Source organism: Marinimicrobium sp. ARAG 43.8, assembly GCF_050113635.1.
Taxonomy (GTDB): Bacteria; Pseudomonadota; Gammaproteobacteria; order Pseudomonadales; family Cellvibrionaceae; genus Marinimicrobium.
The window spans coordinates 20038-38792 of sequence record NZ_JBNJLT010000007.1 but is presented as its reverse complement, the minus strand read 5'-3'; the positions used below and the strand labels follow the sequence as shown (position 1 = coordinate 38792).

20 protein-coding genes are annotated in these 18755 nt (G+C 58.2%); 7 read left to right on the top strand and 13 right to left on the bottom strand.

All coding sequences use genetic code 11. The features are described 5' to 3' along the window. Positions 1-3 precede the first annotated feature (3 nt). From ACQCLF_RS13375 to rpoE, 4 genes are all read right to left on the bottom strand, one after another. Positions 4-465, bottom strand: coding sequence for a SoxR reducing system RseC family protein (locus ACQCLF_RS13375; protein WP_426988102.1), 462 nt, complete (start codon positions 463-465; stop codon positions 4-6). Next, complete coding sequence (locus ACQCLF_RS13370; RefSeq protein ID WP_426988100.1) at positions 462-1406, bottom strand: MucB/RseB C-terminal domain-containing protein; 945 nt, start codon at positions 1404-1406, stop codon at positions 462-464. The genes ACQCLF_RS13375 and ACQCLF_RS13370 overlap by 4 nt, the downstream gene beginning before the upstream one ends. A gap of 6 nt (positions 1407-1412) precedes the next feature. Continuing rightward, positions 1413-2084, bottom strand: a complete 672-nt coding sequence (locus ACQCLF_RS13365) for a sigma-E factor negative regulatory protein (RefSeq protein ID WP_426988098.1) — start codon at positions 2082-2084, stop codon at positions 1413-1415. Between the two features lie 173 nt (positions 2085-2257). Further along, entirely contained in the window at positions 2258-2848 is a 591-nt protein-coding gene (rpoE, locus tag ACQCLF_RS13360; protein WP_426988096.1) for an RNA polymerase sigma factor RpoE, read from the bottom strand. Between the two features lie 312 nt (positions 2849-3160). Here rpoE and nadB point away from each other — a divergent pair, with 312 nt between their 5' ends. Beyond that, positions 3161-4780, top strand: a complete 1620-nt coding sequence (nadB, locus tag ACQCLF_RS13355; RefSeq protein WP_426988094.1) for an L-aspartate oxidase — start codon at positions 3161-3163, stop codon at positions 4778-4780. 19 nt (positions 4781-4799) lie between these two features. Here the strand turns inward: nadB and ACQCLF_RS13350 are convergent, their stop codons facing one another. Both ACQCLF_RS13350 and ACQCLF_RS13345 read right to left on the bottom strand, forming a co-directional pair. Continuing rightward, complete coding sequence (locus ACQCLF_RS13350; protein WP_426988092.1) at positions 4800-5282, bottom strand: protein YgfX; 483 nt, start codon at positions 5280-5282, stop codon at positions 4800-4802. Next, on the bottom strand, positions 5248-5496 hold the full coding sequence (locus tag ACQCLF_RS13345; RefSeq protein ID WP_426988090.1) for a succinate dehydrogenase assembly factor 2: 249 nt from the start codon (positions 5494-5496) through the stop codon (positions 5248-5250). The genes ACQCLF_RS13350 and ACQCLF_RS13345 overlap by 35 nt, the downstream gene beginning before the upstream one ends. Positions 5497-5697: 201 nt before the next feature. On the opposite strand from ACQCLF_RS13345, the gene ACQCLF_RS13340 reads away from it, so the two are divergent. Continuing rightward, positions 5698-6669, top strand: a complete 972-nt coding sequence (locus tag ACQCLF_RS13340) for a YgfZ/GcvT domain-containing protein (RefSeq protein ID WP_426988088.1) — start codon at positions 5698-5700, stop codon at positions 6667-6669. A gap of 58 nt (positions 6670-6727) precedes the next feature. After that, entirely contained in the window at positions 6728-7564 is an 837-nt protein-coding gene (locus tag ACQCLF_RS13335; protein ID WP_426988086.1) for an HDOD domain-containing protein, read from the top strand. Between the two features lie 40 nt (positions 7565-7604). On the opposite strand, the gene ACQCLF_RS13330 is transcribed toward ACQCLF_RS13335, so the two are convergent. After that, on the bottom strand, positions 7605-8879 hold the full coding sequence (locus tag ACQCLF_RS13330) for a YihY family inner membrane protein (protein WP_426988084.1): 1275 nt from the start codon (positions 8877-8879) through the stop codon (positions 7605-7607). An 84-nt stretch (positions 8880-8963) separates the two neighbouring features. On the opposite strand from ACQCLF_RS13330, the gene arsC reads away from it, so the two are divergent. Genes arsC through sppA form a run of 4 tightly spaced genes read left to right on the top strand, consistent with a single transcriptional unit; the run spans position 8964 to position 12256 of the window. Next, entirely contained in the window at positions 8964-9308 is a 345-nt protein-coding gene (arsC, locus tag ACQCLF_RS13325; protein ID WP_426988082.1) for an arsenate reductase (glutaredoxin), read from the top strand. A 23-nt stretch (positions 9309-9331) separates the two neighbouring features. Continuing rightward, a complete protein-coding gene (gene wrbA, locus ACQCLF_RS13320) occupies positions 9332-9952 on the top strand; it encodes an NAD(P)H:quinone oxidoreductase (protein ID WP_426988080.1) in 621 nt (206 codons plus the stop codon). Beyond that, positions 9936-10379 carry a DUF2069 domain-containing protein gene (locus ACQCLF_RS13315; RefSeq protein WP_426988078.1) on the top strand — a complete coding sequence of 148 codons (444 nt, stop codon included), beginning with the start codon at positions 9936-9938 and terminating at the stop codon, positions 10377-10379. The genes wrbA and ACQCLF_RS13315 overlap by 17 nt, the downstream gene beginning before the upstream one ends. After that, positions 10376-12256, top strand: coding sequence for a signal peptide peptidase SppA (gene sppA, locus ACQCLF_RS13310; RefSeq protein ID WP_426988077.1), 1881 nt, complete (start codon positions 10376-10378; stop codon positions 12254-12256). The genes ACQCLF_RS13315 and sppA overlap by 4 nt, the downstream gene beginning before the upstream one ends. A gap of 10 nt (positions 12257-12266) precedes the next feature. Here sppA and ACQCLF_RS13305 read toward each other — a convergent pair whose 3' ends face one another. The 6 genes from ACQCLF_RS13305 to ACQCLF_RS13280 all read right to left on the bottom strand — a co-directional run bounded on the left by ACQCLF_RS13305 (position 12267) and on the right by ACQCLF_RS13280 (position 18660). Beyond that, complete coding sequence (locus ACQCLF_RS13305; RefSeq protein WP_426988075.1) at positions 12267-12977, bottom strand: UbiA family prenyltransferase; 711 nt, start codon at positions 12975-12977, stop codon at positions 12267-12269. 23 nt (positions 12978-13000) lie between these two features. Further along, the gene (locus tag ACQCLF_RS13300) at positions 13001-14365 is read right to left on the bottom strand and encodes an alkaline phosphatase family protein (RefSeq protein WP_426988073.1); all 1365 of its coding nucleotides are present in this window, start codon (positions 14363-14365) and stop codon (positions 13001-13003) included. 181 nt (positions 14366-14546) lie between these two features. Next, complete coding sequence (eboE, locus tag ACQCLF_RS13295) at positions 14547-15680, bottom strand: metabolite traffic protein EboE (protein ID WP_426988071.1); 1134 nt, start codon at positions 15678-15680, stop codon at positions 14547-14549. Next, complete coding sequence (locus ACQCLF_RS13290) at positions 15668-16813, bottom strand: 3-dehydroquinate synthase (RefSeq protein ID WP_426988069.1); 1146 nt, start codon at positions 16811-16813, stop codon at positions 15668-15670. The genes eboE and ACQCLF_RS13290 overlap by 13 nt, the downstream gene beginning before the upstream one ends. A 24-nt stretch (positions 16814-16837) precedes the next feature. Then, on the bottom strand, positions 16838-17734 hold the full coding sequence (locus tag ACQCLF_RS13285) for a TatD family hydrolase (RefSeq protein ID WP_426988067.1): 897 nt from the start codon (positions 17732-17734) through the stop codon (positions 16838-16840). A gap of 32 nt (positions 17735-17766) precedes the next feature. Beyond that, positions 17767-18660: an EboA domain-containing protein gene (locus ACQCLF_RS13280; protein ID WP_426988065.1), complete on the bottom strand. Its 894-nt coding sequence runs from the start codon at positions 18658-18660 to the stop codon at positions 17767-17769. Positions 18661-18755 lie beyond the last annotated feature (95 nt).

The window sequence follows — 18755 nt, the reverse complement described above, 5'->3', positions numbered from 1 at the left end:
ACCTCAGGAGGGAATGAGGGTCACTGGCTGGCGGTCATCCAGCAGCACCGGCTGAAGCCTGCGATCATAGCGCGTTTGATAGGCTCGCCAGCGCACGAGCGCACCACCGGCCACCAGGCCCAACACAGCGCCGATCGCACTTAATCCGTCCGAGCCCCATAAGTGCTGGGCCAGACCGGAACCGGCGACCATGGCGAGCAAAGGCACCAGATACACGAACAACGAGCCGCGCACCACAACGGTTTCCGGTACGCCGATACTCACTTCCTCGCCAATGCGATAATCTGATGCGTCGCGGCCTTCCAGCACTACCCACAAATACGACGAGTGCCCGAGCAGCTTCGACATCAGGCTTTGGCCGCACCCCTTTTCAGCCGCGCAGCTGCCGCACGTGGAGCGTTGAATCGTCTCCACCCACAAGCCTTCATTTTCCACCGCCACGATACGACCGGTTTCGCTGATCATTGTCTTGCCTGCTCTTGAAGTTCGTCAGGTGCCTCCACCCCAACCTGAAGGCTGCGAGCCAGGCGCTCGGCCACAATACCGGGCACCTCACCCACCACCGTCACGCGGTAAGGCTGCTCATTTACCAGCAGCTGGCCCATGTAGGCCGAGATCGCACCACGCTGGGCACGTCCTTCCACGCTAGGGCCAGCGTCCAGGGGCTCAAGAAAGACGGAGAAACTGGCCAGCCCGTCGGTATACATTAACATATCCAGACCGGGCTTGAGATGCGTTTGGCCCGAGAACTCGAAGCCCGGGGGAAGCCATTCCAACTGCCAGTGGCTGGGTTGAGCACCCTCTTCGGCGAGGCACTCGACCTTATCGCCCGAGCGCGCCTGCGCCCTCAGGGTGCTCACATCGGGGTCAAAACTAAGTTCAACAAACTGAAAGCGTTCCAACAAGCGCTGGTGTTCGTCAATTAGCAGGGATTTGAGCAAGAGACCGGTTTCTTTATCCAGCGCCAGCAAATAACCGTAGCGCAATTCATCGCGAGGCCGAACTTCCAACATCTGCACATTTCGCCCCGCCACACGGGAAGCGCCGCGGAGTTTGAGCTGGTAAAAACGTTCGATACGTCCGACTTGCTCGGGAGAAGAGGTACTCAGAAGACGATAACCCACCGTGTGACAGCCACTGGGGTCGGTTAGTGATCGGGCGGCATCCTCAGGGCCGTCAAGCGCTTCCAAATGCTCGTGAACCTGCCCGTCTTCCACCCAATGAAACACCCGGAAGCTTTCCATAACATTCCGGTGCTCATAGGTAAACGCGCCACGGTAATCCACCGTTTGACGCGCTTCTGCCATCTTTTTCAGCCACTGGGCAGGCTCGTGGTCAGGTGCCTCAGCATGAGCCTTGCAACCCATTGCGAGCAGCACTGCCAGCGTAAGCAGCCGTCCCAGCACTTCAACTTACTCCTCTTCGCCGGACACCCGTGCGTAGGGTAGAACCCCCTGATTACTGTTGCGGGCGGCGTGGCCGGTATGCACTTGCATCAGATGATTCAAATACGCCCGGATCTCTTCGGCCGGGATTTCTCCGGATTCAGCCCGGACAGGCACAAAAATCACTTCACGAGAGGGCCTTTGCAGCGGCTCATAGCCACTCTCAGCGCTCGCCGTGCGGGCTGAAGGCATATTGGGCAGTTGATAACCCGCCGGCAATGACACCGGCTGAGAACGTCCAACATCATTGGTCTCAGCAGCCGGTGTCGTGTCCGCTACCACTTCCGTGGCGGTCGGAGCGCCGCCGGGAAATTGCTGGACACCAATCAGCACCGCGCCAGCGACTGAGGCGGCCACAGCCGCCTGGCCAGCCCGCTGCCACCAGTGCCGCCGATGACCGGCAGGCGCTGCCTCGTCCTCCAAAGCGGCACTGATCCGGTCAGCAAACCCGGCCGGAGCCATGCTGCCCAATTCACGCTTCATCACCGCCGCTGTCAGTTGATAGCGGGACCACTGCGCCCGTAGCGCCGGGTCCTCAGCCCCGGCCTTCAACAGCCGACGCACCTCCAGCGGCGACGCCTCTCCGTCGACCAGTGCCGACAGCGATTCGTTCAAGGCGTGGTTACTCTGCTCAGTCATCGCGCATCTACCTTCACAATAAAACGGCTTTCGATGGGGCTGGCCAATACAGTCAGCCGGACCTGGGTTGTGCGACCCGCCGATATTCATCGCCGGGTTTCGCAATCCTCAGCCCATGAGACTGACCTTCTCCACAAAGGTTCAGCCAATTTGCAAAAAATCTTAACAAAGATTTACGAGTCTGCCATGAGCGGTTGAATACACCGATCAATGGCCTCACGAGCCCGGAATATGCGGGATCGGACGGTCCCCACGGGACAATCCATAATGGTGGCAATGTCCTCGTAGCTAAGCCCTTCCATCTCTCTCAGCGTCACGGCGGTACGCAGGTCTTCCGGCAAATCCCGAATGGCCTGATCCACCACGGCCTGCAACTCATCGCGCAACAGGCTGTGCTCCGGTGTGTCGATATCCTTCAATGCCTCGCTGCCAGTGTAGAACTCGGCGTCTTCCACTTCCACATCCGAGGCCGGGGGACGACGGTTACGCGCCACCAGATGGTTCTTGGCGGTGTTAATGGCGATACGATACAGCCAAGTATAAAACGCGCTGTCCCCCCGGAATTTCGCCAACGCCCGGTACGCTTTGATGAACGCTTCCTGCGCCACATCCTGCACTTCTGCCTGATCGCGAATATAACGCCCGATAATGGCGTAAATCTTGTGCTGGTATTTGATCACCAACAGGTCGAAGGCACGCTTATCGCCTTTTTGCACGCGCTCAACCAATTGCTGATCGGTGTCCTGCGCAGACTGCGCTGTCATCCCGTAACCCCCAAGTGATCCGCTGCGCACCCCTCGTGAGCAGCGATCCAAATCGTCTGTTGTTGTGTCATAAGGCCAACCGCCCACGCACTTGCACTGGCAGCGCCCGGTCACCGGCATCTCTTAAGACGCCGATTTCAAAGGTATTCAAAGCTGCCCTGAAAGACTCAGAGCCCAACCAAAAGTTCATAAGCACTTGTATTGCTATTACTCCGCGTTCTCTAACACAGAAATCACGAGCCCTGCTATTATACGATCTTATGCCATGCACTTCCTAATCGGCACGCGATTGTTCCACAGGTACCACTTCGCATGAACCACCGTTTCCACAGCGACATACTGGTTATCGGCTCCGGCGCCGCCGGACTCACCCTCGCCCTGCAACTGGCTCGCGAGGGAACCGTCAACGTTCTGAGTAAAAATGCCGTTAACGAGGGCTCAACCTGGTTTGCCCAGGGCGGCATCGCCGCTGTACTCGATGACGAGGACACGATTGAGGCCCACGTCGCCGATACCCTGAACGCCGGTGCCGGTCTCTGCCATGAGGACGCGGTTCGCTTCACCGTGGAGCGCAGCCGCGAGGCGATCCGCTGGCTGATTGATCAAGGGGTGAACTTCACCCGTGAGCACGGGGGAGATTACCACCTCACGCAGGAGGGCGGCCACAGCCACCGCCGTATTATTCACAGCGCCGACGCCACTGGCGAGGCGGTGCACAGCACCCTGATTGACCGGGTCCGTGCGGAGCCCAACATCCGCCTGTACGAAAACCACGTCGCCCTCAACCTGATCTCGCAAGCCGACAAAGGCTCGGCAAAGCTGCGCTGCACCGGCGCCTATGCCCTAAACCGCGACGACGATCATGTGCACGTCTTTCAGGCCAGAGTGGTCGTACTCGCCACGGGCGGCGCCAGCAAAGTGTACTTGTACACCAGCAACCCGGACAGTGCCAGCGGCGACGGCATTGCCATGGCCTGGCGCGCCGGATGCCGGGTAGCCAACATGGAGTTCAATCAATTCCATCCCACCTGCCTGTACCACCCCCGCGCAAAAACCTTTCTGATTACCGAAGCACTGCGAGGAGAGGGCGCCTACCTGCGGCTGCCTAACGGCGAGCGCTTCATGCACCGATTCGACGAACGCGGCGAGCTGGCCCCTCGGGACATTGTCGCCCGCGCCATCGACCACGAAATGAAACGGTTGGGCTGTGACTGCCTGTACCTCGATATCAGCCACAAGCCACCGGAATTTATCGCCGAGCACTTCCCGACTGTCAAAGCCCGGTGCGAAGAATTTGGTATCGACATCACCAAAGAGCCCATCCCGGTGGTGCCCGCCGCTCATTACACCTGCGGAGGCGTGGTGGTCGACCACCACGGCCAGACAGACCTTTTGAACCTCTACGCTATCGGCGAGACCTCATTCACCGGTCTGCACGGGGCCAACCGGATGGCCAGCAATTCCTTACTGGAGTGCATTGTCTACGCACGTTCGGCCGCACAGCATATTGGAGAGCACTTGCCCACAATCCCGGCGCCGGAAGAATCTCCGGCCTGGGATGAATCCAGGGTAACCAACTCCGATGAGGACGTCATCATTTCCCACAACTGGGACGAATTGCGTCGCTTTATGTGGGACTACGTGGGCATCGTGCGGACCCATAAGCGGCTTGAACGAGCCACTCACCGTATAAAACTGTTGCAGCGGGAAATTGCCGAGTACTACAGCAACTACAAAGTCAGTAGCGATCTGATTGAATTGCGCAATCTCACTATGGTGGCCGAGCTGATTATCCGCTCGGCAATCGCGCGCAAAGAGAGCCGGGGGCTGCATTTTTCGCTGGACTTTCCCGACCGCTCCCCCATCGCGCGGGACACAATGCTGGTGCCCATGAATTTCGCGGGGCAAAACATCATCGTCAATAAGGAATAACACCCTCACCCGCCGCTCGCTATGAGGGCAGGCGCCAACGCCCCATATTGAGCCACACACGCAGCCGACGCCGATCATCAGATGAAGCGCTATCGGGGAGGCAAATCAACCGCCAGCGACGGTCAGTGCTCTCATCTCGAAACTGCAATATCTGTAACCAGGACCAAAGAAGCCACTCTCCGATGGCCACCACTGGGCGGCGCTCAGTTTGCCAGTGCAAACACCAGCCACCGCTGTCAAAGCTCAGTGCCGTGGGCTCGTTCTGCCCACGGCGGCGCTGGTTCCAAAAGGAAGCGGCGAGGATTACCCACCACACTGGCAACCAGAGCGCGGCAGGAAGCGCCTCGACATCGGACAATAAAAACGCCAGCAACGGCAGCAGTGCCAGCAAAAGCACCACCCCGGAGTAGAGTCGCTGAAGGCTCGGAGAGGAACGCAGCTTTACCGGTGCGAGGCCGGGTGCGCGTCTATTTGGCGGTGGGGCCGGTGTTGGCGCGGACAATATCAACGATCCTTTTCAAGTCCGGATCCTCTGGCACTTCACGATGTAAAAACCAGGCGAACATATCCTGATCCTCGGCCTCCAGAAGCTTCCAGTAGCGTTCCTTGTCATCCTGTTCAAGCGTGGGATAGACATTGTCCAGGAAAGGTAGCAGGATCAGATCCAGCTCCAACATACCACGCCGGCTTCCCCAGAAAAGACGATTCAACTCCACGTCGGACCCCCACAATCAAAAACAGCACGCAGTATAGCACCGCTCGGACAGCGCGTCTTTTCGTGAGCGCGCGATTATTCAGCGTGAACGGCCACGACAAGGCTTGGAGAGGCCGCCGGAACGTTCTATCATGCGCACCTGTCACTATCGCTTTCCGCCCCCGCTGAGCTACTGTTCTGCGGCCAATGGAGCTGTCTCCTGATGCATACCGCCAGCGCCCCCACTCTCTACGCTCTGACCGATCGCACGCTCTTAACGTTGAGCGGCCCCCAGGCGCACTCTTTTTTGCAGGGTCAGGTCACTTGTGATGTCCGCGAGCTGAGCGACAGCAACAGCCGACTGGGTGCGCATTGCAACCCAAAGGGTCGCATGCAATTCAGCTTTCGCGTTATTGCACTGTCGGATGAACAGCTTTTGTTACAAGTGCCCACCCCGATGGTGGATGTCGTCACCCAATCGCTCGGCAAATACATCGTCTTTTCCAAAGCCGAACTCGCGCCGGCGCCAGAGCTGTTCCGGTTTTTCGGGCTGGGCGGCGCAACCCCGGCCAACACTGCCCCTGACATCCTCTCGCGCCACTGGCTGACTCCAGCCGTCGCTCCAGGAGACCGAGTATCCGACGAATGGGGAACCATCATTACACTGCCGGACGAACGTTACGAACTTTGGATAAAACCTGAATTCGTCGACGCCTTGCTCGACAGGCTAGCCGAGGACGTCGCACCCCCGACCGAGGGTAACCAGCCGTGGCGAAGTTTTGACATCCAGGCCGGGCTCGGCACTGTGCTGCCGGAAACCAGCGGCGTTTTCACACCACAAGCCTTGAATTTCCCTGCACTGGGCGCGGTCAGTTTCCGCAAAGGCTGTTATACCGGCCAGGAAATTGTGGCGCGCCTGCATTACAAAGGAAAGTTAAAGCAACACTTACACGCGCTGATCCTTCCTGACCCAACCGGCGATACGCCAGCGCCCGGCACTCCCGTGTGTGTCGTAAATGACGATGGCACTGAGAGCAAAAATGTCGGCCACGTCGTTATGGCCGCCCGGGCGCTCGATCACCACGATGTATTGGTTGTTCTTGATGACAGCGCTCTCGAACAAACGCTGTCCATCGCACAGCAACGTGCCGTTTTGATTTCTCCTGCCGACAGAAAAACAGGCGCTGAGTCATAATTTTTTAGTAAGGCAGACCACCATCTGTCTATTAACGCCATTGTATGAGCCCGATGTCATGAGCCAAATTGCCGACCGCGTCCGCGACGATATTATTGACGCCTTGCAGAAAGATGAGCTGACCCTCCCTACGCTCCCCGAAGTGGCGTTACGGGTGCGCGAAGTCGCCGATGATCCCGACGCGAGCCTGTCTGATCTGGCCCGTGTGATAGGCAACGATGCCGCCCTGAGTGCACGGATTATTCGCGTCACCAACAACCCCGCTATGCGTGGCAATCGCCATATCGAGGACTTGAAAACGGCTCTGGGTCGGCTGGGAATGGATTACACCTGTAGCCTCGCGACGGGCCTGGCCATGGAGCAAATGTTCCAGGCGACATCTGACCTGATTGATCGACGCTTACGCGAGGTGTGGAGTCGTTCCACCGAAGTCAGCGGCATATGCTACGTACTGAGCAAGCACTACACGAATCTTCGGCCCGACCAGGCCACACTGGCCGGCCTGGTACACAAAATTGGTGTGCTTCCCATTTTAAGCTACGCCGAAAATCACCCGGCATTGCTCGCCGACGGCCTGACACTGGATCGCGTGATTGGTGAGCTGCAAGGGCCTCTGGGCGATCACATCCTGAAAGCGTGGGCCTTCCCTGAAGAGTTGCAGAACGTGCCCAGTGAACACCTGAAATTTAACCGCCAGACACCGAAGGCAGACTACGCGGACATCGTCACTGTGGCGTTATTACAAAGCCACCTTGGGGACGGTTCTAATCTGGGAACTCTCGATTGCCGGACGGTGACCGCCTTTGAGCGCCTCGGTATGGACCCGGACATTCAGTCCGCCGAAGCTCGGGATTTAGGAGAAGCGCTGGCAGACGCCCGGCACCTGCTACAGTAGACCGAATGCCGTCAGCATGTCTCTTACACTGGAATATCCCTTATAACGCGTGTGGCTGAGCGGTCATGGTCTGCTCCGACTCACGCTCGAAAAGCTCAGTGAAGGTCAGCCCCAACTGTTCTTCCGAAAACGCATCCACCCCACGCAGTCGGCGGTATAACTCTGGATACCAGGGCAGCTTTTCCAGACCCAGCGCCGGGTCGGGTAGAACCTTCGGTGTATTCAACAACGGCACCAGCTCACGGATACGCTGGTGATGCAGGTCGCGGCACAGCACGAAATCCCCCTGATTGGTCACCGCGATCCAGTGGTGGGCTTGCAGGGCCTCACGAATTCTCTGCCATTGATCCGAGGCGAGCCCCAGCTCTAGCAACTCACCATCTTCCAGGCCACGCCCTTGCAGACTGCGCTGGTAAAAATACCAAAGCACCAGTATGGCGGCGACCAGGTCGGGATACCCGCGGTCCCGCAGGGCGATTTGATAGATGCCCAGTGTATGCACAAACACCGCGCCGCCGAGAATCACCAGCCAGGTCAAATTCACCCACAGTAAAAACAATGGCACAATCGCAAACGCCCCGTAAATGGAGGACAGGGCAGAGTTGGCCACAATCAAACCAAATACCGCTTTCAATACTTCGAATGACACACCCGTCAATATCCCGCCGAGCAGGGCATGCCGAATTGGCACCGAGCAGTTGGGTACGGCGGCAAACAGGAGGGTAAATGTCGCCGACGTCAAAAGCACGGGCGCAAAACCAAACACCCAGGTCACCAGGCCCAGCGCTTCGTAACCGTCCATAAACAATTCAAGAGAAGCGAGATAGGTACTCATGGCCAGGCCCACACCCAACAACAGAGGGCCGAGGCTCAATACCGCCCAGTACAACAAAAATTTGGAAATGCCCCTTCGCCCTTTGACAATCCCCCACACCACATTGAAGTTTTTCTCGATGTTCGCGAGCATGAAGTACGCGGAGGCCACCAGGAAAACGGCCCCTACGATGGTCAGCCGACGCGCCTGGCGTGAAAAATTCTGCAAATGACCCAGCAGCTCCTGGCCACTTTCAGGTACCATATTGGCAAAAATCAGGCTCTGTAATTGGTCTCCCACGCCCTGAAAGGCGGGAATAGTGGAGAACATGGAGTAGGTCACCGTCATCAGCGGGACCAGAGCGAAAAGCGTCACGTACGTCAACTGCGCCGCGCTTTTCTGGCAGTCGGTGTCATACAGGCGCTGCCACATCATTTGAACGAATTGGGTGCTCTGGCGCACGTAGCGCCGACGATTGTCCGAAGTAAACCAGTCCCGCATAAGCGTTCATCCCGTGCTGATACCCGAAGCAGCCGGGTCGCAATATACAACCATCATGAGCTGTGAGCATCAAAGAGGCCATCAATGATTACACTGTACCACAACCCACGCTGCTCCAAGTCCCGCCAGGCACTGGCCCTGCTGGAAGAAAAGGGACAGACGATTGAGATAGTACGCTACCTGGAAACACCGCCGGACGCCGATACTCTCGAAGCGTTACTCACCACACTGGGGGTCTCCGCTCGCGACCTGCTGCGCAAAGGCGAGGCGGAATACAAAGAACTTGGGCTGGCAGACACCGAGCTGAGTGACCGGCAATTGGTTGATGCGATGGTTCGTCACCCAAAACTGATCGAACGCCCGATTGCCATCAAAGGCAATCGGGCGGTCATTGGGCGTCCTCCAGAAGCGGTGCTGACACTGCTTTAACCTTAGTCAAAAAGAGAGAAATCATGCCCTACATACTGATCCTCTACTACAGCCGCACAGGTGCCACCGAGGCTCTGGCAAAACAACTCGCACGCGGCGTTCATCGTGTGGCTGGCATGGAAGCGCGTCTGCGCACCGTTCCCCCCGTCTCTCCGGATACCGGCAGCCTGCCCGAGATCCCCGACGCAGGCGCTCCTTACGCAACCCTGGATGATCTGCGAGAGTGCTCCGGTCTGTTGCTCGGCAGCCCCACCCGCTTTGGGAACATGGCAGCGCCGCTAAAGTATTTTCTCGACGGCACCAGTGGATTGTGGGCCAACGGCGACCTGATCGATAAACCCGCAGCGGTTTTCACATCCACAGCAAGCCTCCACGGCGGCCAGGAAAGCACCCTGCTTTCCATGATGCTGCCCCTGATGCACCATGGCATGATATTAATCGGTCAACCCTACAGTGAACCCGCACTGACCCGGACCCGCACCGGCGGCACTCCCTACGGCGTATCGCACTGGGCTGGAGAAGACGCGGGAGCCACATTGAGCGATGACGAAACCACACTCTGCCACCGCCTGGGCGAACGCCTCGCCCGCCTGGCACTCACCCTGAGCCATTCTGGAGATACCGCCCATGGCACTGGCGCCTAAACCACCGGAGACCACCGAGCAAGCCCACGCTATACGCCGACGACTGATCGCGGCGCGAACACTGGTACTGGTGTGCTACGCCGGGCTGTTGTTGCTGTTTACTGCCCTAACCCTCTTTCATCACGACCCGAACTGGGCTCTGTGGATAGCGCAGGTCGTCCCGCTGCTGATTTTTGCCGTTGGTCTGGTTCGCGGCCACCACCGTACCTACAGCTGGCTGTGCTTTGTGGTGCTATTGTATTTCACCTGGTCGGTTACAAATGTGATGTCGCCGTTTGCCTACTGGCGGGATTATCTGGTGCTGCTTATCACGGTGATATTGTTTATCAGCGCCATGATGGCCAGCCGCTGGCGGCAACAGTGGTGGGTGTGGAGCCAAATGGGCCACAAACCGATATATCGCAAACAAAAAGGAACCGCATTGTGAGCTACAACTCTTCAGAATACTCTCGTCCTGCCCGTCGCCGAGGGCCGGTGCGTCGATTTTTCCACGCCATCGGTCGAGCCCTCAACTGGCTGAGAGTCATTCTGGCCAACGTCATTTTTGTGGCCGTGCTTTTATTCATTGTCATCGCCCTGCTGCCAAAAGAACCTGTGCCCCTGCCCGAGCAGTTCGCGCTGACGATCGCCCCGACGGGTTTTCTGGTAGACGAAGCAAGTTACGTCGACCCGGTAAACCTGCTTCTCGGCAGCGGCAACCAACCCATGGAAACACCGGTACAACCGTTGATTGATGCCCTGGATGCGGCGCGAACGAATGAGCGGGTAACCGGCGTAGTACTGGAGCTGGATGGGCTGCTCGGGGGCGGCATCAGCAAACTGGAGGAAATCGGCGCAGCTGTACAGCGCTTTAAACAGAGCGACAAGCCTGTGGTCGCCGTCGGCAGCCTGTTCACTCAGGACCAGTATTACCTCGCCAGCTACGCCGATGAAATCTATATGGATCCCATGGGCTCAGTGGTGCTGACCGGTTACGCCAACTACCGGGTCTATTTCAAGGACGCACTCGATAAGCTTGCCGTCAATTTCCATATTTTCCGCTCCGGCAAGTACAAGGATTTTGTGGAACCTTTCACGCGTAACGATATGTCCGCCGCATCACGCGAACACAACCAGTCCTGGCTCAATCAGCTATGGGGCGTGTACACCAGCCGGGTTGAAGCGCAGCGGCAGCTACCCAGCGGCGCTATCGACGATTACATCAGCGCCATGGATGAGCATCTTGCCGCCGTCGGTGGTGACGGGGCTCAGCTTGCCCTGCAAATGCAACTGGTAGACGGTATTCTGAACGTTCAGGAGCGCGAGCAAATGCTGGTACAGCGCTTCGGCTTCAGCGACTATTATGGGCAAGGTTATAATGGGCTCGACCCGCACACCTTTCTGGCGGATATGGGTCGTCACCCTTCCGACTCACAGGGCAATGTCGCGGTCATTGCCGCCACCGGTACGATTACCACCGGCGAGCAGCCGGAGGGCAGCATTGGTAGCGACACCTTCCGTCAGCACCTGCAGCAAGTGCGCGATGACGCCTCCATCAAAGCGCTGGTGGTGCGTATCGACAGTGGCGGTGGCAGCGCCTATGCCTCCGAAGTCATCCGCACCGAACTCGCTTCACTGCGGGCCGAAGGCATGCCGGTCCTGATTTCGATGGGCAGTATGGCCGCCTCCGGTGGCTACTGGATAGCCATGGGCGCCGACGAGATCTGGGCGACGCCAACCACTCTGACCGGCTCCATTGGCGTGTTCGGTGCCCTGCCCACGTTCGAGGACAGTCTGGAAAAACTCGGCGTTCATGTAGACGGAGTGGCCACCACACCACTGGCGGGGTCTATGCGCCTGGATCGTACGTTAACGCCCCAGGCCGAGCGCGTCATGCAGCAAACGGTGGACCATATTTACCAGCAGTTTCTCGACACCGTTGCTCAAGCCCGGGGTCTGACAGCAGAACAAGTGGATCAGTTGGGGCAGGGTCGCGTCTGGACGGGAGCCACCGCCCGGGAGCTGGGTCTGGTAGATCATCTCGGCGGACTGGAAGACACTATCGCCGCCGCAGCGAGCCACGCCGGGCTTGAAGACTACGAAGTACAGGTGATCACTCGCCCGCCAACCCCCTATGAACAACTGGCCGCTCTGCTCTCCCAAGGCGGCGTGTCCGCCGCGCTTCCCGAGCCAGCAGCCAGCACGTGGGTCACCCCGGAAATGAAACGCCAACTGGCCCCTTTGCTGGCACCGCTGCGGGCACTGGCGGAACTAGATGATCCGCGCATGGTGTATGCCCGCTGTATGGAATGTCTGTCGCCCTGAAGCGCGGCGCCTAGTCTCCTCTCACATAGCGCTGGCTCATTCGGGTCAGCGCGGTAACCGCAACCCCTACCAGCAGCCACACCGGGTGCACCAACACCGCAAGAAACAATCCATCAACAATGCCCATGCCGGCCAACATCCAGGGAATCAGCGGAAAGCCGAAGTCGCTTGAACGGCTGTTTTCCCAGCGTGCCACAACCGTCACCAAAAGGGTGTAAAGGGTCTGAATGCCGCCCGCCAGCCAAACCAGTGTCGGCACCTCTCCCACCAGGGCCACGGCCGTTACCGCATACACACCGAGGCGGGTGAGCGCCATGATAAACACAGTGCTCCAGTGTTTTTTGTGCAGGGCGTCATACAACGCAATCAGCAGCAGCAATACAAGACCGGCCAGCGGCGCGCGGTCATCCGGGGCGAAAAACAAACAGACGAAACCCGCTGCAAACAACCCAAGAGCAATGCTCAACACCTGCCTGGCGGTGACTCGTCCAGAAGGAATAGGCCGGTAAGGCTGACGTTGCATATCCCAATCGCGATCACAATAATCATTCAGCGCCATGCCCCCGGCGTAAAAACAGGACAGCGCCAGCAACACCAAGCCAATGGTGTAACTTCCGCCCGCCACCGCACTGACAATCACGGTGGCGGTAAGCACATTCATCCAAACCGTGGGGAGATTACTGACGCGACACAGGGTCAATAGCGTTTTAACAGAAGGCATAGCGAACTCTTATTCAGTGAATATCAATCAAACAGGTGTTTCAGCATCAGATCACACACATCAGTGGCCGGCACCCGCCCCTGAGGAATTAGACTCGGCTCGGTGCTCATCAGCAACGGTAACGATTCGGGGGAGCCGTCACTGACACCGTGCGATCCTTTCACCAGTTCCGGGGCCACGGCAATCACATCCATCACGTAACGCAAGCCGAGCTTCTTCTGTGCGACCCGCTGGGCCGCTTTCAGTTTAGGAAAGCGCAACTCGGGGTCGAAAAACAGCTCGCAGGGGTCGAAACCGGGCTTGCGATGAATCTCCACCTGGTGTGCGTAATCTGGCTGACGGCTGTCATCCAGCCAGAAATAATAGGTGAACCAGCTATCGGGTTTGGCCAGCAATACCAATTCTCCACTGCGCTCGTGATCCAGCCCCAAGGCCTGCTGTTCGGTTTTATCGAGCACCTGTTCAATACCGTCGACGCCTTCAAAGACCTGGCGCACCGCCGGAATATCGGCCGCATCGTGTACGTACACATGGGCAATCTGGTGGTCCGCCACGGCAAAGGCTTTGCAACTGAAATAATCCAGATACTCCCTACCCTGATCCACCTTCAGCGACAACATGCCCGCCTCGCGCAACAGCCGATTGGGGTGTATAGCGCGGGACACTTTCTGGATACCGTATTCGGACAACACCATCACGCGGCACTGACGCTCGGCAAAAAAGTCCAGTAAATCCCCCACCAGTGTGTCGATCTCCCGCAGGTCTTTGCCGATATCGCCGTCCGGTCCTTCTTTTTGCAGCACGTAGTCCAAGTGCGGCAGGTACACCAATTGCAAACTGGGCTGATGTTCCTCTTCAATATATTTGGCCGCATCGGCGATCCATTGGCTGGACTTAATGCTGGTCATCGGTCCCCAGAAGTTGAACAAGGGAAAGTTACCCAACTTTTCGCTCAACACTTCCCGCAATTCCAGTGGATTGGTATAGCAGTCCGGTTCCTTGCGGCCATCGGCCAGGTACAGTGGGCGCGGTGTCAGGGTGTAGTCAGCATCGGTGGCCATGGCGTACCACCAAAAGGTGTTGCTGCAAGTAAACGAGGGATCGTGCTCTTTGGCCAGGTGCCACACTTTGGGCCCCTGCACCAGTTTATTGCTCTGCCGCCAGAGCCAGACTTCGTTCATGTCCCGGAAATACCAGCCATTGGCCACGATGCCGTGGTCTTTCGGGGGGTTCCCGGTGATGTAGGTGGCCTGAGCGGAACAGGTGACAGCGGGAATGACCGGTTCAATATCGGTCGCTTGATCCGCCAGCCGATTTAAGTTGGGCGTGTGTTCGCCCAACAGTGCACGGGTCAGGCCGACAACATTTAAGACAACGGTTCTGTGCATAACGACGGGCCTTTTCTATTCATTGAGGTGTGACAGGGCTGGAAGACTTCCTCTTGAGCGCGAGCCGCTGGTCAGGCATAGGGGTTCAAGACACGCCGTAAATCCGTCCCTGGAGGCTTCACTTCGGCATCCATGCCTCAGAGAGTCTTGAACCCCTATGCCTGACCAACGGCAGCAACCTTCAGCGGGTCTCAAATAAGCTCTGAACCCATTTCAATTCTCTGGCAATACTTTGTCCAACGGTATCGGTTTTCAGGTGTGCCGGGAGGGCCGCGAAGCTGTAGGTTTCGACTTCCAGCGGGATATCCTTGGGCAACAATGGGAGCAGTTCGGTGAGAAATTTTTGGGTGGTGCCGCAGTCGCCGAGGTGTTCCAGAAAAATGGGGATATGGAAATGGACTCGACAGGTCTCGGGTGCCAGGCCATTATCGAGCGCCGCCTGGAAATCCGGCAGGTCGGTGAAGGCGCTGAGGGAGCCATCGGATGTTTTAGCCAGGGTCTGGTGTAAGTACACGGGTTCATCGAACGCGAGTACGCGTTGTATTTCTTCTGGGTTGTTCGCTTGTAGCGCGCTGGATACCTGCACTTTGGCAATGGGAATTTCCGCTTCGGCCAGTTGTTGCAGGCACGCCTGGGGCGATTCGAATTCCACGGCCTGATGGCAACAATCAAAGCACAGGCCGAGGTGGGCGTTTTCTTCCAGAGTCAGTTGTGAGCGAATGCGGCGGAAGAAATCGAGTAGCTCGTCGGTGGTTTCCAGTACACACGCCGGCTCGGCTTCGATGGCGAGCATGACTTTAACGCCGGTGTTCTGGTGCAGATTGACGAAGTGTGCAAGCACTGTCTGGATGTGATCGAGCACCACGGGCCAATCGTGTTCGGCGAATCCGGGCTTGAATGCCACCGGCACGGTGGAGATCGAGATCATGTCCGCATCTGGCTGCAAACGCACGGCAATGTCACCCAGTTGACAGGTGTAACGCGCACGTTCGGCCTCTCGCCAGTCGGGCAGGTAGACGTTTTCTTTGACGCGCGCGTTGTGGAACGCGCCGTAGGGAAAGCCGTTGATGGTCAGCAGGTAGCTATTATGAGCCCGGCACCACTCGCGAAACTCGGCCACGGCCGCGTCATCCACTTCGGAGGCCGCTTGCCCGGCAATACGCAGCCCGAGGGGAAAGGGGCGCTGGGCTTTATCGCCCAGGCGCTGCATCACATCCAGGCCATGGCTGTTAAGGTTATGCATCACGTCCGCCCAGCCTTCACCGGGGTGGATATTGCTGCAATAGGTTAGCGGCGCACTTTTCAGGCCGGCCATACCGCCTCCACGAGGTTTTGACGGCAGCGGTGCATCACGTCCAGATCAATCTCGCCAACTTCTTCGGCCTGCCCTGCGGCGGTCAATAACGTGATGCACAACTCGCCACCGAGGTGTTCCCGGAAGCCCTGAAGAGCGGCATCTATATCGAGTTGCTCCAGCGCCTTGTGACGCAAAGTAAAGCCCACGCCTTCGAGGGTATCGCGAATGGCAAGTAACGTCTCGGTATTGATGGTGCCCATGGCATGGGAATACAGCGAATCCAGCGCAATGCCAATGGCCACGGCTTCTCCGTGACGCAATTCCGAATCAGAGAGTTCTTCCATCCGGTGCGCGCCCCAGTGCCCGAAATCCAGTGGCCGGGCACTGCCCTGCTCGAACGGATCGCCACTGGTGCGAATGTGGTTCAGATGCAGTTCGGCGCAGCGGGAGATCATGTATTCCATCGCCTCAGGCTCGAATGCGGCCAGACGATGCCGGGCTTCGTGCAGCCACCGGAAAAATTCGCCGTCGCGAATCAGCGCAACCTTGACCGCTTCCGCCATGCCGCAAATGCGATCGCGCGCGGAAAGACTGCTCAAGAAGTCGTAATCGTTAATGACCGCGAACGGAGCCGCAAACGTGCCGAGATAGTTCTTCCGGCCCTTGTAGTTAATCGCGTTCTTGACCCCGATGCCTGCGTCGTTCTGCGCCAGCACGGTAGTCGGCATACGAATCAGACGAATGCCCCGATGCGCCGTGGCGGCGGCATACCCCATGGCATCAACCACCGCGCCCCCGCCGATCACCAACGCAAAGCTGTGTCGGTCAATGCGGTCGGTCTGGGTGCGTTGATAGAACTCGTCGACTTCCTGCGGATCGGATTTGCAGATTTCACCCCCACGCACCATCAGCGGCGGCTCAATGAGTTCTATCTCATCGGCATGAGCGGCGGCATAAGCGCGCATCCGTTCCAGCAGGTCCGGGTGGCCCGCCAGCACCTGATCGTCGATCACAGGCAAGACCCGATGACGGGCTTTGCCTGCGCGGCCAAGGATATCCACCAGCAGGCGGTTGTCGGGTGAGAAGGTGCCCCGGTCAAAGCAGACCGGGAACTCGTGCGCCATGGTGAACGCCTGAAGAATTTGCCACATTGAATTGCTACCGCTCGTCTGCAATCAGTTGGGAACCGGCTCGTCAACGCGCGGTTGCTGGCCGCGCAGCACGGAGTTGTCGTTATAAGATTGTCGCTGGTCGATCACCGCGGGCTGGGAGATTTCCTCCACATCAATCTGTCCGGACTGGGCGTAGGCGTCGAGGGCATTCCGCCAGCAGGTCAGCTCAATGGCTTTCTCGTCGATACCGCGCTCGCGCATCAGGTTCGCGGTTTTAGGCACCGACAGTGGATCGCTCACACCCCAGTCAGCCGAACTGTCCACGATAATGCGTTCCGGACCGTATTTACGCACCACTTCCACCATCCGCTCGGAGCCCATCTTGGTGTTGGGATAGATGGTGAACGCCGCCCAGGCACCCGCGTCGAGTACATCGTCCACGGTTTCTTCGTTGTTGTGGTCAATCACCAGCTTGTGCATGGGCACGCCGATTTCCCGGGCCACATCAATGGAGCGGATAACGCCGTTTTTCTTGTCGCGGTGCGGTGTGTGGACCATCACCACCATATCGTGCTCGACCGCGAATTCGAGCTGGCGCTGATAGACATACTCTTCAGCCGGGGTAATCTCGTCGTAGCCGATTTCACCGATGGCCACCACCCCCTCTTTCAGCGCAAAGTTAGGCAACAGCTCCAGAGCCTCGCGGGCCAGTCCTTCGTTATTGGCTTCCTTGGAATTAATGCCGATGGTGCAATAGTGAGCGATCCCGAACTGCGACGCCCGAAAGCGCTCCCAGCCAACCAGCGTCGCAAAGTAATCGATAAAACTGCCCACGTTGGTACGGGGCTGGCCCATCCAGAAGGCGGGCTCGATCACCGCCCGAATGCCAGCGGCGGCCATGTTCTGGTAGTCGTCGGTGGTGCGACTGACCATATGAATGTGAGGATCAAAGTACTGCATAAGAACGCCTCTGAGTTATTCGAGTCGAAGGGTTACGGCGTAGACGACGCGTCGGCAAACAAGGGCGCGAAACGATGTTGATCGCATTGCCCCTGGCTGGCCATTTGCCAGTAGGGTAACACTTCCGCGTCCTCCGGTTGTATGCCAAAGAGCCATTCCATCTGTTCGGCACGGGCCGCGGCCAGTGCCATGGCACAGCGCTCAGTCCGGGACGCTTCCGGCCAGTGCGCCTGTAGCAGGGCCAGCACACGCTGTGGGTCATGGGGCCCCAGGCATAACCACAAGCCGAGATGATAGGTGCGACCGGCACTGTGCCGTTCTTCGGCCCAATCCAGTGCCATACGGGTCAACTCCGGCGTCAGGCGGCTGTCCAATCCGGCAATACGATGGAGCGGTAAGTCCAGAAACAGCGCCTTGATGACCAGTTGATGCCAGGCCGTCTCACCAAAATGGCTGACCGGATAGGGAGAATCCAGCGCAACGGACTCAAACACCGTCATCATATTGGTCCGGCAGGCCTCTGCAGCCCGCCAGACAAACCGTTGACCATCGGGCAAAAACGGTAGACTGCGATAGAGGGCGCAGGTTTCGCCTTCGTCGGCAAATTGAAACAGGGATTCGAAGTCGGCGACGAAAGCGTCGCTTTCCAAGTCCGGCCGCGCCAGAATCAGATTGACACGCAGCAGTTCCAGACGGTTCCAGGCACGGGGACTCCAGCCCGGCAGGGCGCCCTCGGCGGCCGCCAGCTCCGCCTCGGTCAGGCTCAGCGCCTGTCGTTTGGCGTGGCGACTGCCCAGCGCCAAGCGCTGGGCAAAGCCCTGACCACTCAGGCCAGCGGCAATATCCGCCCGGGCTTTTTCCCAGAAGGCACGCCCGCTCTCATTCAGCCGTGCCACCAATAACTCTTCCAGTAACTCGCGAACCACTGCCTTTACCTATTAATCATATAATTGTGGCGACAAATTATACGCAAAGCGGCAAGGGTAATCGAGTCGATTGCAAAACGTAACCCCGGAACGCT

What these genes read in the sequence shown, in the direction of transcription:
- ACQCLF_RS13300 (WP_426988073.1), bottom strand. Translation starts at nt 14,365, where the DNA reads ATGCACAGAACCGTTGTCTTAAATGTTGTCGGCCTGACCCGTGCACTG.
- rpoE (WP_426988096.1), bottom strand. Translation starts at nt 2,848, where the DNA reads ATGACAGCGCAGTCTGCGCAGGACACCGATCAGCAATTGGTTGAGCGC.
- ACQCLF_RS13335 (WP_426988086.1), top strand. Translation starts at nt 6,728, where the DNA reads ATGAGCCAAATTGCCGACCGCGTCCGCGACGATATTATTGACGCCTTG.
- ACQCLF_RS13285 (WP_426988067.1), bottom strand. Translation starts at nt 17,734, where the DNA reads ATGCAGTACTTTGATCCTCACATTCATATGGTCAGTCGCACCACCGAC.
- ACQCLF_RS13315 (WP_426988078.1), top strand. Translation starts at nt 9,936, where the DNA reads ATGGCACTGGCGCCTAAACCACCGGAGACCACCGAGCAAGCCCACGCT.
- ACQCLF_RS13365 (WP_426988098.1), bottom strand. Translation starts at nt 2,084, where the DNA reads ATGACTGAGCAGAGTAACCACGCCTTGAACGAATCGCTGTCGGCACTG.
- nadB (WP_426988094.1), top strand. Translation starts at nt 3,161, where the DNA reads ATGAACCACCGTTTCCACAGCGACATACTGGTTATCGGCTCCGGCGCC.
- ACQCLF_RS13375 (WP_426988102.1), bottom strand. Translation starts at nt 465, where the DNA reads ATGATCAGCGAAACCGGTCGTATCGTGGCGGTGGAAAATGAAGGCTTG.
- eboE (WP_426988071.1), bottom strand. Translation starts at nt 15,680, where the DNA reads ATGGCCGGCCTGAAAAGTGCGCCGCTAACCTATTGCAGCAATATCCAC.
- ACQCLF_RS13305 (WP_426988075.1), bottom strand. Translation starts at nt 12,977, where the DNA reads ATGCCTTCTGTTAAAACGCTATTGACCCTGTGTCGCGTCAGTAATCTC.
- ACQCLF_RS13330 (WP_426988084.1), bottom strand. Translation starts at nt 8,879, where the DNA reads ATGCGGGACTGGTTTACTTCGGACAATCGTCGGCGCTACGTGCGCCAG.
- arsC (WP_426988082.1), top strand. Translation starts at nt 8,964, where the DNA reads ATGATTACACTGTACCACAACCCACGCTGCTCCAAGTCCCGCCAGGCA.
- ACQCLF_RS13290 (WP_426988069.1), bottom strand. Translation starts at nt 16,813, where the DNA reads ATGTGGCAAATTCTTCAGGCGTTCACCATGGCGCACGAGTTCCCGGTC.
- wrbA (WP_426988080.1), top strand. Translation starts at nt 9,332, where the DNA reads ATGCCCTACATACTGATCCTCTACTACAGCCGCACAGGTGCCACCGAG.
- ACQCLF_RS13340 (WP_426988088.1), top strand. Translation starts at nt 5,698, where the DNA reads ATGCATACCGCCAGCGCCCCCACTCTCTACGCTCTGACCGATCGCACG.